This window comes from Paraburkholderia caribensis (genome assembly GCF_002902945.1).
GTDB lineage: Bacteria > Pseudomonadota > Gammaproteobacteria > Burkholderiales > Burkholderiaceae > Paraburkholderia > Paraburkholderia caribensis.
Genome location: NZ_CP026101.1, coordinates 1,431,655 through 1,445,039 on the forward strand (window position 1 = coordinate 1,431,655; position 13,385 = coordinate 1,445,039).

Below are 13,385 nucleotides of genomic sequence, written 5' to 3' on the forward strand. Positions count from 1 at the left end.
TATTCGCGTTCCTGCTTGCCAGGCCGCGAGACGCGAATCGCATGCGCGCGCATTCCACACCTGCAGTCGACGACGGAGGGCACCATGTTCAAGCACATCCTCGTTCCGACGGATGGTTCGGACCTGTCGAAGAAGGCGATCGACGGGGCGATCGATCTCGCCCAGGCCGTCGGCGCGCGCGTGACTGCGTACGCGTGCCTGCCGCAATATCCGTACTCGCCGTTTTCCGAAGTCGTGATCGAGCCGCCCGTGGACTTCCAGGACCGCAGCGAGCGCGAAGCGCGCCAGCATCTGCAGGAAGTCGAGGAGGCCGCGCGCGGTGCGGGTGTCGAATGCACGAGCCAGACGAGCGTGCATCCGTCGCCGTATCTGGGCATCATCGAAGCGGCCGAGTCGGGCGGCTGTGACGTGATCTTCATGGCGTCGCATGGGCGGCGGGGGCTCGGGAGTCTGCTGATCGGCAGCGAGACGCAGCGCGTGCTCACACATACGAAAATTCCCGTGATTGTGTATCGGTGATCGGCGCTCTCGGCCGTCGTCTTTGTGGATGCCGGGTCTTCGCCCGGTGTGTCTGAAAAACGCGCGCCAGCGGATCGCCGGCGCGCGAATTCATGACGTCGGCAGCCTTGATCGGGCTGACCGACGAATGCGTCCTTTCGGTTCTCTCAGATTCGTCTCATTCATATCGGGCGTCATGGACAGACCACCCGAACTTCCTCCCTGGAAGTATTGGAAACCGGCCCTCTTCGGGGCCGTTTTTTACGATGCTGCGAGTGAGAAGCGCGTATCTTCTTGCCGCTGACACCCGTCGACGTCGGAGGACGGCAGACGTTTCAGGCGACCTTCTTGTTGTCGAAGAACTGTTCGTCTTCCGTCGAACCGTGCAGGGCCGTCGTCGACGCATCGCGCTCAACCGTCTGCGTGACGGCGTCGAAGTAGCCCGTACCGACTTCGCGCTGATGTTTCACGGCCGTGAAGCCCTTTTCGGCGGCGGCGAACTCGGCCTGCTGCAGTTCGACGAACGCGCTCATCTGCTGGCGCGCATAGCCGTGGGCGAGGTTGAACATCGAGTAGTTCAGCGCGTGGAAGCCCGCCAGCGTGATGAACTGGAACTTGTAGCCCATCGCGCCGAGTTCCTTCTGGAACTTGGCGATCGTCGCGTCGTCGAGGTTCTTCTTCCAGTTGAACGACGGCGAGCAGTTGTACGACAGCATCTTGCCGGGGAACTGCTTGTGGATCGCTTCGGCGAATTTCTTCGCGTATTCGAGATCGGGTTTGCCCGTCTCGCACCAGATCAGGTCGGCGTACGGCGCATAGGCGAGACCGCGCGATACGGCTTGCTCGAGGCCCGGCTTGGTGCGGAAGAAGCCTTCCACCGTGCGTTCGCCCGTGAGGAACGGCTTGTCGTTGTCATCGACGTCCGACGTGATCAGATCGGCGGCTTCCGCGTCGGTGCGGGCGATCAGCACGGTCGGCACGCCGCAGACGTCGGCGGCCAGACGCGCGGCCGTCAGCTTCGCGACGTTTTCGCGGGTGGGCACGAGCACCTTGCCGCCCATGTGGCCGCATTTCTTGACGGACGCCAACTGGTCTTCGAAGTGCACACCGGCCGCGCCCGCTTCGATCATCGCCTTCATCAGTTCGAACGCGTTCAGCACGCCGCCGAAACCGGCTTCCGCGTCCGCGACGATCGGCGCGAAGTAATCGATATACCCTTCGTCGCCGGGATTCTTGCCTTCCGACCATTGAATCTGGTCAGCGCGTGTGAGCGTGTTGTTGATGCGCTTCACGACGAGCGGCACCGAGTTCGCCGGATACAGCGACTGGTCAGGATACATTTCGCCTGCCACGTTGGCGTCGCCAGCGACCTGCCAGCCCGACAGATAGATCGCCTTCAGGCCGGCCTTGACCTGCTGCATCGCCTGGTTGCCCGTCAGCGCGCCGAGCGCGTTGACGAACGGCTGCTCGTGCATGTCATTCCACAGCTTTTCAGCACCGCGGCGGGCGATGGTGTGTTCGGCTTGCAGCGAGCCACGCAGGCGCACCACGTCGTCCGCCGTGAAGCCGCGCTTGATGCCTTTCCAGCGGTTGTCCGTTTCCCATTGCTGTTGAAGCTGCTGTGCCTGTTCGTTGCGCGTCATGGTGTGCTCCTTTTGCCTTGTAAGAGGGTTCGCTGGACTCGTGACCTCCGCGAGGCGAGACCGCCGGTGGCGTTCCGTTTCGTGAAGTCTTATATAAGAGTCTAGGCAAAAGGCATTGGGTGGGCCAGACACCATCGAAGCTTTTTCGGTGTTTTTTATTTGATGTTTTTCAACGGGTTACGTTAGTTATTTCACAATAAGAAATGAAATTTTCCATGTTGCAACAGCGCTTGTTGTGCCGTGCAACACGATTTTTTACGACGCAAAAAAATTTTTCGCATCGTGAAATAACGGCCGGGACGAAAAAAAACCGACGCCGGAACGTCGGTTTTTCGGGATGCAGCAGATTTTCGCCAGTGCGTACCGGGCGCCGTGAGGGCGCCCGTGCGGACAATCAGTCGCCGCGGCGCGTGTTGCGCGGGCCGTCGTTGCGGCGAGCGCCGTAACCGCCGTCGCGCGAGAAACCGCCTTCGCGATTGCCGCCGCGATAGCCGCCTTCGCGGTTACCGCCGCCGAAGCCGCCTTCACGCGAACCGCCTGCCGGCTTGTTGCCCCAGCTGCGGCCACCCCCGCTGCCGGCTTCGCGCGGCGCGCCGAAGCCGCCGCCATTACCGCCTTCACGGGCGCCATAGCCGCCGCCGTTGCCGTCACGCGAACCAGCGTAGCCCGGCTTGCCGCCGCCGCTGCCGAAGCGTCGGCCGCCATTGCCGCCGCCCGGACGGCCACGGCCGCCGCCGAAACCGCCGCGACCGTTGGCCGGCGGTGACTTACGCGGCTCGAAGCCTTCGACGACGTTGACGGGCAGCGGCGAACGCACGAAACGCTCGATGCGCTTCAGCGCGCCCTGTTCCGCGTGATGCACGAGGCTCACCGCGATGCCCGACCGGCCCGCGCGGCCCGTACGGCCGATACGGTGCACGTAGTCTTCGGCGAACTTCGGCAGGTCGTAGTTGAACACGTGGGTGATGCCGGGGATGTCGATGCCGCGCGCAGCGACGTCGGTAGCCACCAGCACGCGCACGCGGCGCTCGCGCAGCGCGCGGATCGTGCGGTTACGCGCGCCTTGCGGCAGGTCGCCGTGCAGCGCAGCCGATTCGAAACCGGCATCGGCCAGACGGCCGGCCAGCGAGTCGGCGTCGCTCTTGGTCGCCGTGAAGACGATGGCCTGGTCGAGGCCGTCGGCGCGCAGCAGATGGTCGAGCAGACGATCCTTGTGATCGCGGTCGTCGACGTAGTGCACGGTTTGCGCGATGTTCGTGCGCTGTTCCATGCGCTGGACGATCTCGATACGCTCCGGATCCTTCAGCAGACGGCCCGTCAGCGAACCGATCTTGCCGTCGAGCGTGGCCGAGAACAGCATGGTTTGACGCGTCGCGGGCGTCGCGGCGACGATCGTCTCGATGTCGTCGATGAAGCCCATGTCGAGCATGCGGTCGGCTTCGTCGAGCACGAGCATCTGCAGTTGCGACAGGTCGATGCGGCCGCGCTCCAGATGGTCGAGCAGACGGCCCGGCGTGGCGACCAGGATTTCGGGGTTCTTCGCCAGCAGCATCAGCTGCTGGCCGTAGGCGACGCCGCCCAGAATGCTGACGGTGCGCAGGCGCTTGAGGTGCTTGCCGTACGTGGACGCTGCCGTCGTCACCTGCATCGCGAGTTCGCGAGTCGGCGTGAGGACGAGCAGGCCCGGACGCGCGACGGGCATCGGACGGCGGCCACGGCCACCCGCGGCGCTGTCGCTGCGCGGCTCGCGCGGTTGGCTGGCCTGGGCTTTTTGCAGCTGTGCGAAACGCTCGATGGCGGGCAGCATGAACGCCGCCGTCTTGCCCGAACCCGTCGGGCTCGAGACCAGCAGATCGCGGCCCGCGATGCCGGCGGGGATGGCGCGCTGCTGGACGGGCGTCGGCGTCTTGTAGCCGGCTGCCGTCAGCGCAGAGACGATATCCGCCGACAGACCCAGCTCAGCGAACGTCGGGCCTTCAGCTTCAACGGCTTGCACGGCCGTTTCCGGCGTGTCGAGACCGAGGGCTTGTTCGGCGATGGCGTTCAGCGGGCTGGTGGTATTGCTCGAAGTCATGAGAATCCTTGAAACATGGGAAATAACACGTCGGCGCCAATCGGCATACCCAAGTCGTCGGATTCAGCGAGCAAAAAATCAGCGAGCAAATCGAAAAACGGGGGCAACTCGCAACAATGAAGGCGAGTTTCTCGTTAGAAGCTGTATCGAATGCGACATGCCGGAATTGGCGTGCCGCCAGCCTGGACTTGACGGCCCGTAGGGCCATGCAGGAGGGGACAGGTTCTAAACTGGATTGGAGCAAAACGCTACGAGACGCTTTTCCGCAGCGTCGCCGGAACAGGCCGGACATAAGCGGTGAAGCGCAGTCAGCATTGTACCGAATTTTGCTGCACCGCGCCACCATTAAGAACTTTCTGAACGAAGATGGCTGATTCGTGGGACGAATAGATGCTCAGCCGTGCCTTCAATGCGAGCCGTATCAGGCCGCCGTGCCGTTTTTCAGCGACTCGACCAGCTCGACATATTGCTGGCGCGCGGTTTCCTGCGGCGTGCCCTGCAGCGCGGCCCACGCGTCGTATTTGTATTTGCCGACGATATCCGTAAAGCCGGGCTTGTCGCCGTGCACGTCGCCGTCGGTGGCCTGCTTGAAGAGCGCGTACAGGCGCAGCAGCGTGAGATTGCCCGGACGCTCCGGCAGTTGCTTCACGTCTTCCTGTGCCTTGGCGAAGAGACCGTCCACGTCGCTCATCAGATTCTCCATGCTTTATTCGAGATAGGGCGTCGATCATAACAAGCGACGCGCGGCGCGCGGTCACGCGGGGATGGAGCGATCCTTCCAAACGCCGGGCGCGGATGGGCTTTTGTTCGCATCCGGCGACGCAGGGTGCCGCATTACAATAGCGGTCATGACGAAAACCGTGCTGCTTGCCCTCGATACTTCGACCGAATTCTGCTCGGTCGCACTCCTGTCCGCCGAATCCGCCGACGCTGCGTCACCGGCCGGTCCGCGCGCGCCTGCGTCCGCGCCGCGTGTGTGGACTCGCCACGAGGCGACGGGCGCGGTCTCCAGCGCACGGCTTCTTCCCGCGATCCGCGAACTGTTCGACGAAGCGGGCCTCGCGCTCGCCGATTGCGACGCGATCGGGTTCGGTGCTGGTCCCGGCTCGTTCACGGGTCTGCGCACCGCGACGGGCGTCGCGCAGGGCCTCGCGTTCGGGCTGGACTGCCCGGTGGTGCCCGTCGGCACGTTGCTCGCGTGTGCCGAAAGCGCGCGGCTGCGCGATCCGTCGGTGACGCGCGTGCTTGCCGCGCTCGACGCCCGCATGGACGAGGTCTATTGGGCCGACTACGCGTGGGACGACGGCGCGGGCGAATGGCGCACGGTTCATCCCGCGTCGCTTGGCGCGCCGGATGCGCTGACGTTGCCGGATCAGCCGTTCACGCTCGCGGGCAATGCCGCAGCTGCGTTCGGCGAGCGACTGACGGCGGCGTCGGCGGCGCGCAGCGTCGATCGGGAAGCCGTGCCGCACGCCTTGCCGGTTGCGTTCGCCGCGCTGCGGGCGTTCCGCGCGGGCCGCACGCTACCCGCCGACCAGGCCGCGCCGGAATACATCCGCGACAAGGTCGCGCAGACCACGGAAGAGCGCATGGCCGCGAAAGCGGCGCAAGTGCGGGCCGCGGCAGCGCTGACGGGTCAGCCGGGCAACGAGTCCCAGCCGGGTAAAGCAGATCAATCGGGTAAAACGGATAAAACGGGCCGGTCGGCCCAAACCGCGCACGACGAGGGCACGCGATGAGTGGTGTGTTGCTGGCGGACCGCTACATGTCGCCAATGACGGAGGGCGATCTCGATGAGGTCGCCGCCGTCGAAAAGCTCGCGTATGAATTTCCATGGAGCCGGGGCAACTTCGAAGACTCGCTACGCAACGGTTACTTTGGCATGTGCCTGCGGCACGTGACGGGTACGCTGATCGGCTATTGCGTGCTGATGCCCGTCGTCGATGAAATGCATCTGCTGAACCTGTGTGTCGCGCCCGTGGCGCAGCATGCGGGCGCGGGGCTCGCACTGCTGCGCGAAGCCGTGCGCATCACGCGCGGCGAGAAGCTCGCGGGCATGCTGCTCGAAGTGCGGCCGTCGAACCATCGCGCGATCAAGCTGTACGAGCGCTTTGGCTTCACGTCGATTGGCCGTCGCAAGAACTATTATCCGGCGCGGCATCGCAGCCGGGAGGACGCCATCGTCATGCGTTTCAGTTTCGCAAAGGAGGGCGCAGATGGCGCTGCATGAATCTGCAATGGAAGAACTCGGCCTGGCGCCGATGTGGGTGCGTCGCGGGATCACGCAAGGCGCGGCAGACCAGCCTCCACCCGTAATCTCCGCCGATGCCGTGGCGAGCCAAGCGCCGCTTGCGCGCGCCGATAGGGAGGCGGCTGATAGCAACCAGGCGGTTCGCGCGGAAGCAACGGGTCCGATCGAAGCGCAATCGGACACTGCAATGCCGGGTGACATCGTTGAGCCTGCAATCAAACCCGTTGCGCGAGCCGAAGCGCAAGGGGCGCATGCACCCCAATCCCGCCGCGCGCCGCCGCCCGCAGCCGACACGCCATCGCCGCCGGCCGACGACGACTTCGCCTGGTTCGACGACCTTCCCGCCGAACCGCCGTCGCCTGCGTCCGAGGTCGAAGCCAGAGCGGACAGCCCCGCGCAGCCCGCCATCGATACGCTCGACTGGCCCGCGCTCGAAGCCCGCGTGTCGGCATGCGAACGCTGCCGTCTATGCGAGCGGCGCACGAACACGGTGTTCGGCGTCGGCGATCGCGAAGCCGACTGGATGCTGATCGGCGAGGCGCCAGGCGAGAACGAGGACAAGCAGGGCGAACCGTTCGTCGGTCAGGCGGGCAAGCTGCTCGACAACATGCTGCAATCGCTCGATCTCGCGCGCGGCACGAACGTCTACATCGCCAATGTGATCAAGTGCCGGCCGCCTGGCAACCGCAATCCGGAACCGGACGAGGTCGCGCGCTGCGAGCCGTATCTGCAACGCCAGGTCGCGCTCGTGAAGCCGAAGCTGATCGTGGCGCTTGGGCGTTTCGCCGCGCAGAGTCTGCTGAAGACGGAGGCGAGCATTTCGTCGCTGCGCGGACGCGTTCACGAATACGAAGGCGTGCCCGTCATCGTTACTTATCATCCCGCGTATCTGCTGCGCAGCCTCGGCGACAAGGCGAAGTCCTGGCAGGACTTGTGCCTCGCTCGCGACACCTGGCGCAACGCAGCCGCGCAAGGAGAAGCGGCGAAATGAGCGAGGACGCCGGGCCGGCCGCCTCATTCGATGCGCCGTCAACGGTCCGGCTCGATGCGCTGGCCGATGCCGCCGTACGCGACATCGCGTGGTTGCTGTTCAGTCCCGGTCTGTTGCGCGCCCAACGGCCGCCCGGCGTGCTCGCGACGCCGTTCGAATCGCCCGATGAAGTCGCTGCGTCGCTGGACTGGCTCGAAGCGCAGGATGCCGACCCCGCCGCGTTGCATCGGCATATCGCGGCGGCGCGCGTGACGCGCCTCGGGCGCTACGCCGAGTGCCTGCTCGGATGGTTTCTGCAGCAGGGCCCGGCGGCCCACCTGATTGCGGCGAACGTCGCGCTGCGCCGCGCGGGCGTGACGCTAGGCGAATGCGATTTTCTCGTCGAGACGCAGGCGGGCAGGCGGCTGCATTGGGAACTGGCTGTCAAATGTTATCTGCACGCGGGCGATGGCCGCGGCGAGCTGGCCGATTACGTGGGCCCGAATCTGCAGGACCGCTTCGATCTGAAGCTCGCGCATCTGCTCGATCATCAACTGCCGCTCAGTGCGCGCGAAGAGTTTGCGTCGCTCGGACATCGGGGGCCGTGGGAGCCGCAGATGTTCGTCAAGGGCTGGCTGTTCTATCGGAATGGACGCGCGGAGCGCGATCCCGTCGAAATCGATCCGGCGCACGCGCGCGGCTGGTGGACGACGCGCGCCGACTGGGCGTCGTTTGCCGGCACGCAGGCCGATGCGTGGATGCTGCTGCCCAGGCTCGAATGGCTCGCACCGCGCGTGCGCGATGGGCGTCACGCGCCGGGTTTCATGTCAGCGGCTGCGCTCGCGCAGCAACTCGCGCAACAGACCGGCCCCACGATGGTCGCGGCGTTCGTCGAGCGTGCCGATGGACAGTGGACCGAGCGCTCGCGCGGCTTCATCGTGCCCGACGACTGGCCCGAGCGCGCGCAGGCATTTGCGCGCGAGCCGACGCGCCGCTGACCAGGCGCTCAGCGCCAGGGCGTCACCACCAGCGATAGAAATGATGCACCGGCCCGACGCCATGACCGACGTCGAGCCGGCCGCTCTGTTCGAGCGCGCCCGTCAACCAGACTTTCGCGTCGGCGACGGCGCTCGCGAGGTCGTCGCGCTGCGGAATCAGCGCCGCGATCGCCGACGACAGCGAGCAGCCCGTGCCGTGCGTGTTCTTGACGGGCACGCGCGGTCCGGCGAGGCGCATCGTGCCGCTGTCCTGTATCAGCCAGTCGGGGCTGTCGGCAGCGGCGAGATGGCCGCCTTTCATCAGCACGGCGCGCGCGCCCAGCTTGCGTAGCGCTTCGCCCTGATCGACCATCGCGGCTTCGTCGGCCGCGCTCGATGTGCCGAGCAGCGCGGCCGCTTCCGGCAGGTTCGGCGTCAGCAGATCGGCGAGCGGCAGCAGTTCGCTGCGCACGGCGTCGACGGCTTCGGGTGCGAGCAGCGCGTGATTGCTCTTCGAGATCATCACGGTATCGAGCACCACGTGCCTCGGCTGGTGACGGCGCAGCGCATCGGCGACGGCGCGCACGATCGACGCGTTCGCCAGCATGCCGATCTTCACCGCGTCGATGCGGATGTCGTCGAATACGGCGTCCAGTTGCGCGGTGACGAAGCCGGGATCGGGCGTGTGGATGGCCGTCACGCCGCGCGTGTTCTGCGCCGTCAACGCGGTGATCACGCTCGCGCCGTACGCGCCGAGCGCCGAGAAAGCCTTGAGATCGGCCTGAATGCCGGCGCCGCCGCCGGAGTCGGAACCGGCGATCGTCAGGACGTTGGGAATCGGTCGGGTCATGGAAGAACCTGAAAAGCGAAGCGCGCGTGACGCATTGAAAGAAGACGGATGCGCGGCGGCAGCCAAGGTGCGGCAGCGGCGGGTGTCAGCGCGGCGTCAGTGCCGCGCTTCGCCGATCAGCGACACGGAATCGAACGCGCGCTGGTTCGCCTGATGGCGGCGCATCACGAGCCACATCATCACGCACACGAAGGTGCCGAACAGCACGATCACGATGGCGACGGGCACGTCGAGCCACACCAGCACGGCGTACAGGCACAGCATGACGAGCACGGAGAGATTCTCGTTGAAGTTCTGCACGGCGATCGAGTGACCCGCCGACAGCAGCACGTGCCCGCGATGCTGGAGCAGCGCATTCATCGGCACGACGAAGAACCCCGACAGCGCACCGACGATCATCAGGAAGATATAGGCAAAGATCAGATAACCGGGGACGTGCATCCTGCCGAAGTAAAAGCCCCAGTGAGTCGGAAACAGATGTTTCGTATAGAAGGCCATCAGCATCACCGCGATGCCCATGATGATGCCGACGGGCAGCACCGACAGCGACTTCTTCAGCGGCACGCGCGCGGCGGCGACCATCGCGCCCGCCGCGACGCCCACGGCGACGACGGCCTGCAGGATCGCGCCTTCCGACAGCGACATGCCGAGCGACACTTCCGCCCACTTCAGCACGATGAATTGCAGCGTCGCGCCGGCGCCCCAGAACAGCGTCGTGACGGCGAGCGAGATCTGGCCGAGCTTGTCGCGCCACAGCACGACGAAGCAGTCGGCGAAGTCGGTGATGAGCTTGATCGGGCCGTGTGCCTGGCGCGGATAGCGGGCGCCCGTGTCGGGAATGCGCAGATTGAAGAGCGCGGCGATAGCGTAGATCACGATGATGATGAGCATCGCGGCTTCCGCCGGCGTATGGATCGCGGGGGGCGTGTGCTTGATGATATGCGAGGCGATATGCGGGCTGATCAGCGCGCCGCCGAGCACGGTGCCGAGAATGATCGAGCCGACGGTCGTGCCTTCTATCCAGCCGTTGGCGGCGACGAGTCGGTCAGGCGGCAGCAGTTCGGTGAGAATGCCGTACTTGGCGGGCGAGTAGGCGGCGGCGCCAAAGCCGACGATGCCGTACGCCAGCAGCGGATGCGCGCCGATCAGCATCGCGAGGCAACCGACCACCTTGATCGTATTGGTCACGAACATCACACGGCCCTTCGGACGGGAATCCGCGAAGGCGCCGACAAAAGCCGCGAGCACGACGTACGACAGCACAAAAAACAGCTTGAGCAGCGGCGTCATCCAGTTCGGGGCGTGAAGATCTTTCAGCAGTGCAATAGCAGCGATCAGAAGCGCATTGTCGGCCAGCGACGAAAAAAACTGCGCGGCCATAATGGTGTAAAAACCTTTTTTCATCTGATGCGATGCTTTCCTCGCTGCGGTCTGTCCGCCCCGGCCGTGAGGTGTGCGTCCGGGCTTATTCCGTTCGAAATGGGTTGTGCGCACGGCTTTATATCACGAAAATAGCCGAATCCCGACTAGCAGAATCCTTGATCGCATTGTCGCGGTTGCCGCGGGAGCGTTACAAACGCCCTGTAAGCTGCTGATTCGACAATGTCTTTACGAAAATATCCCATGCCGCGCCCAGTCTCAGCCACGATTCATACCGCCGCTCTCGCCAATAACCTCGCCGTTGCCCGCCGTTACGCGCCGAAGTCCAAGATCTGGGCCGTCGTCAAGGCCAACGCCTACGGTCACGGGCTCGCTCGGGCGTTCCCGGGCCTGCGCGCAACCGACGGCTTTGGTTTGCTCGACCTCGAAGAAGCCGTGAAGTTGCGTGAATTGGGCTGGGCCGGGCCAATTTTGTTGCTCGAGGGCTTTTTCCGGCCGACGGATATCGACGTGATCGACCGCTACAGCCTCACCACGGCGCTGCATTCGGACGAGCAATTGCGCATGCTGGAAATGGCGCGGCTGTCCAAACCCGTCAATATCCAGCTGAAAATGAACAGCGGCATGAACCGGCTCGGCTATCTGCCCGAGAAGTTCCGCGCCGCGTGGGAGCGTGCGCGGGCCTGCCAGGGCGTGGGTCAGATCACGTTGATGACCCATTTCTCGGACGCCGACAGCGAGCGCGGCATCTCCCATCAGATGGAAGCGTTCGAGCGCGGTGCGCAGGGCATCGCGGGCGCGCGCAGCCTGTCCAATTCGGCCGCTACGCTCTGGTATCCGGAGGCGCATTTCGACTGGGTGCGCCCGGGCGTGATGCTGTACGGCGCGTCGCCGTCGGGCCTGAGCGCGGACATCAAGGACACGGGCCTGCAGCCGGCCATGACGTTGAGCTCGGAACTGATCGCTGTGCAGACCCTCGCGGAAGGCAGCACGATCGGCTACGGGTCGATTTTCACCGCGCGCGCAGGCATGCGCATCGGCGTCGTTGCGTGCGGCTACGCGGACGGCTATCCGCGTGTCGCGCCGGAAGGCACGCCCGTGATCGTCGACGGCATCCGTACGCGGATCGTCGGGCGCGTGTCGATGGACATGATTACCGTCGACCTCACGCCCTGTCCGCAGGCGACCGTCGGCTCGCGCGTCGAGCTGTGGGGCGCGCAGTTGCCCATCGACGATGTCGCGCAGGCATGCGGCACGATCGGCTACGAGCTGATGTGCGCCGTCGCGCCGCGCGTGCCCGTGCGCGCCGAATGATCCCTATCCAGAACAACGAAGCATCACGACGCGTGACGAAACAAGTTGGCTAAACAGAAAACGTTGTACATCTGCACGGAATGCGGCGGGCAATCGCCGAAGTGGCAGGGCCAGTGCCCTGCATGTCATGCGTGGAACACGCTCGTCGAATCGGTCGCGGAGTCGCCTTCCGCGCACCGCTTCCAGGCGCTTGCCAAGAGCCAGCCGGTGCAGCGGCTGGCTGAAATCCATGCGTCGGACGTGCCGCGCTTTTCGACGGGCGTCGGCGAGTTCGATCGCGTGCTCGGCGGCGGACTGGTGGCGGGCGGCGTCGTGCTGATCGGCGGCGATCCGGGGATCGGCAAATCGACGCTGCTGTTGCAGTCGCTCGCGGAAATCGCCAGCGAGCGGCGGGCGCTCTATGTGAGCGGCGAGGAATCGGCGGCGCAGATTGCGTTGCGCGCGCAACGGTTGTCGCTGCTCGAACCGGGTTCGCACGCCAGCGAGCTGAAGCTGCTGGCCGAAATCCAGCTGGAGAAAATCCAGGCGACCATCGCCGACGAAAAGCCGGACGTCGCCGTGATCGACTCGATCCAGACCATCTATTCTGAAGCGCTGACGTCGGCGCCGGGCTCGGTCGCGCAGGTGCGCGAGTGCGCCGCGCAACTGACGCGCGTCGCCAAGCAGTCCGGCACGGCCATCATCATGGTCGGCCACGTGACGAAAGAGGGCGCGCTGGCTGGTCCGCGCGTGCTCGAGCATATTGTCGATACCGTGCTGTATTTCGAAGGCGACACGCATTCGTCGTTCCGGCTGGTGCGCGCGTTCAAGAACCGCTTCGGCGCCGTCAATGAGCTGGGCGTGTTCGCGATGACGGAACGCGGCCTGCGCGGCGTCGCGAATCCGTCGGCGCTGTTCCTGTCGCAGCACGAGCAGATCGTGCCTGGCTCGTGCGTGCTGGTCACGCAGGAAGGCACGCGGCCGCTGCTGGTCGAAGTGCAGGCGCTCGTCGATGCGGCGAACGTGCCGAATCCGCGCCGGCTTGCCGTCGGCCTCGAACAGAACCGTCTCGCGATGCTGCTCGCCGTGCTGCACAAGCACGCGGGCATCGCCTGTTTCGATCAGGATGTGTTCCTGAACGCGGTGGGCGGCGTGAAGATCACCGAGCCGGCCGCCGACCTCGCCGTGCTGCTCGCGATTCATTCGTCGATGCGCAACAAGCCGCTGCCGAAGGGGCTGATCGTGTTCGGCGAAGTGGGGTTGGCGGGTGAAATCCGGCCGTCGCCGCGCGGTCAGGAACGTCTGAAGGAAGCCGCGAAACTCGGTTTTTCGATTGCGCTGATTCCGAAGGCGAATGCTCCGAAGCAAGCTATCGACGGATTGCAGGTGATCGCCGTCGAGCGCATTGAGCAGGCAATCGACCGTATCCGAACGCTCGAATAGCCGGCC

At 65.2% G+C, this 13,385-nt stretch carries 12 protein-coding genes; 7 read left to right on the forward strand and 5 right to left on the reverse strand.

The annotated features are described in order from the left end of the window. Window positions 1–84 precede the first annotated feature (84 nt). Window positions 85–519, forward strand: a complete 435-nt coding sequence (locus C2L66_RS06365) for a universal stress protein (protein WP_007580518.1) — start codon at window positions 85–87, stop codon at window positions 517–519. A gap of 314 nt (window positions 520–833) precedes the next feature. On the opposite strand, the gene aceA is transcribed toward C2L66_RS06365, so the two are convergent. The 3 genes from aceA to C2L66_RS06385 form a co-directional block, all read right to left on the reverse strand. Further along, window positions 834–2,141: an isocitrate lyase gene (aceA, locus tag C2L66_RS06370; RefSeq protein ID WP_060601316.1), complete on the reverse strand. Its 1,308-nt coding sequence runs from the start codon at window positions 2,139–2,141 to the stop codon at window positions 834–836. A 394-nt stretch (window positions 2,142–2,535) separates the two neighbouring features. Then, entirely contained in the window at window positions 2,536–4,215 is a 1,680-nt protein-coding gene (locus C2L66_RS06380; RefSeq protein ID WP_060601313.1) for a DEAD/DEAH box helicase, read from the reverse strand. Between the two features lie 421 nt (window positions 4,216–4,636). Further along, window positions 4,637–4,906 carry an acyl-CoA-binding protein gene (locus C2L66_RS06385; protein WP_035991348.1) on the reverse strand — a complete coding sequence of 90 codons (270 nt, stop codon included), beginning with the start codon at window positions 4,904–4,906 and terminating at the stop codon, window positions 4,637–4,639. 157 nt (window positions 4,907–5,063) lie between these two features. Between C2L66_RS06385 and tsaB the strand changes: the two genes are divergently transcribed. From tsaB to C2L66_RS06405, 4 genes are read left to right on the forward strand one after another with little or no spacing between them, the layout of a single operon-like run. Continuing rightward, window positions 5,064–5,954, forward strand: a complete 891-nt coding sequence (tsaB, locus tag C2L66_RS06390) for a tRNA (adenosine(37)-N6)-threonylcarbamoyltransferase complex dimerization subunit type 1 TsaB (RefSeq protein ID WP_060601310.1) — start codon at window positions 5,064–5,066, stop codon at window positions 5,952–5,954. Next, the gene (rimI, locus tag C2L66_RS06395; RefSeq protein ID WP_054934449.1) at window positions 5,951–6,445 is read left to right on the forward strand and encodes a ribosomal protein S18-alanine N-acetyltransferase; all 495 of its coding nucleotides are present in this window, start codon (window positions 5,951–5,953) and stop codon (window positions 6,443–6,445) included. The genes tsaB and rimI overlap by 4 nt, the downstream gene beginning before the upstream one ends. Next, complete coding sequence (locus tag C2L66_RS06400) at window positions 6,432–7,457, forward strand: uracil-DNA glycosylase (RefSeq protein WP_060601301.1); 1,026 nt, start codon at window positions 6,432–6,434, stop codon at window positions 7,455–7,457. The genes rimI and C2L66_RS06400 overlap by 14 nt, the downstream gene beginning before the upstream one ends. Further along, the gene (locus tag C2L66_RS06405) at window positions 7,454–8,434 is read left to right on the forward strand and encodes a DUF1853 family protein (protein ID WP_060601298.1); all 981 of its coding nucleotides are present in this window, start codon (window positions 7,454–7,456) and stop codon (window positions 8,432–8,434) included. Before C2L66_RS06400 ends, C2L66_RS06405 begins: the two co-directional genes overlap by 4 nt. Window positions 8,435–8,456: 22 nt before the next feature. Here C2L66_RS06405 and thiD read toward each other — a convergent pair whose 3' ends face one another. Further along, complete coding sequence (gene thiD / locus C2L66_RS06410; RefSeq protein ID WP_060601296.1) at window positions 8,457–9,263, reverse strand: bifunctional hydroxymethylpyrimidine kinase/phosphomethylpyrimidine kinase; 807 nt, start codon at window positions 9,261–9,263, stop codon at window positions 8,457–8,459. A gap of 96 nt (window positions 9,264–9,359) precedes the next feature. Next, the gene (gene lplT / locus C2L66_RS06415; protein ID WP_060601293.1) at window positions 9,360–10,667 is read right to left on the reverse strand and encodes a lysophospholipid transporter LplT; all 1,308 of its coding nucleotides are present in this window, start codon (window positions 10,665–10,667) and stop codon (window positions 9,360–9,362) included. 219 nt (window positions 10,668–10,886) lie between these two features. On the opposite strand from lplT, the gene alr reads away from it, so the two are divergent. Together alr and radA are read left to right on the forward strand one after the other, a co-directional pair. Beyond that, complete coding sequence (gene alr, locus C2L66_RS06420) at window positions 10,887–11,957, forward strand: alanine racemase (RefSeq protein ID WP_054934454.1); 1,071 nt, start codon at window positions 10,887–10,889, stop codon at window positions 11,955–11,957. A gap of 45 nt (window positions 11,958–12,002) precedes the next feature. Continuing rightward, window positions 12,003–13,379 (forward strand): DNA repair protein RadA, encoded by a 1,377-nt coding sequence (gene radA, locus C2L66_RS06425; protein ID WP_035990795.1) that lies wholly within the window; start codon window positions 12,003–12,005, stop codon window positions 13,377–13,379. Window positions 13,380–13,385 lie beyond the last annotated feature (6 nt).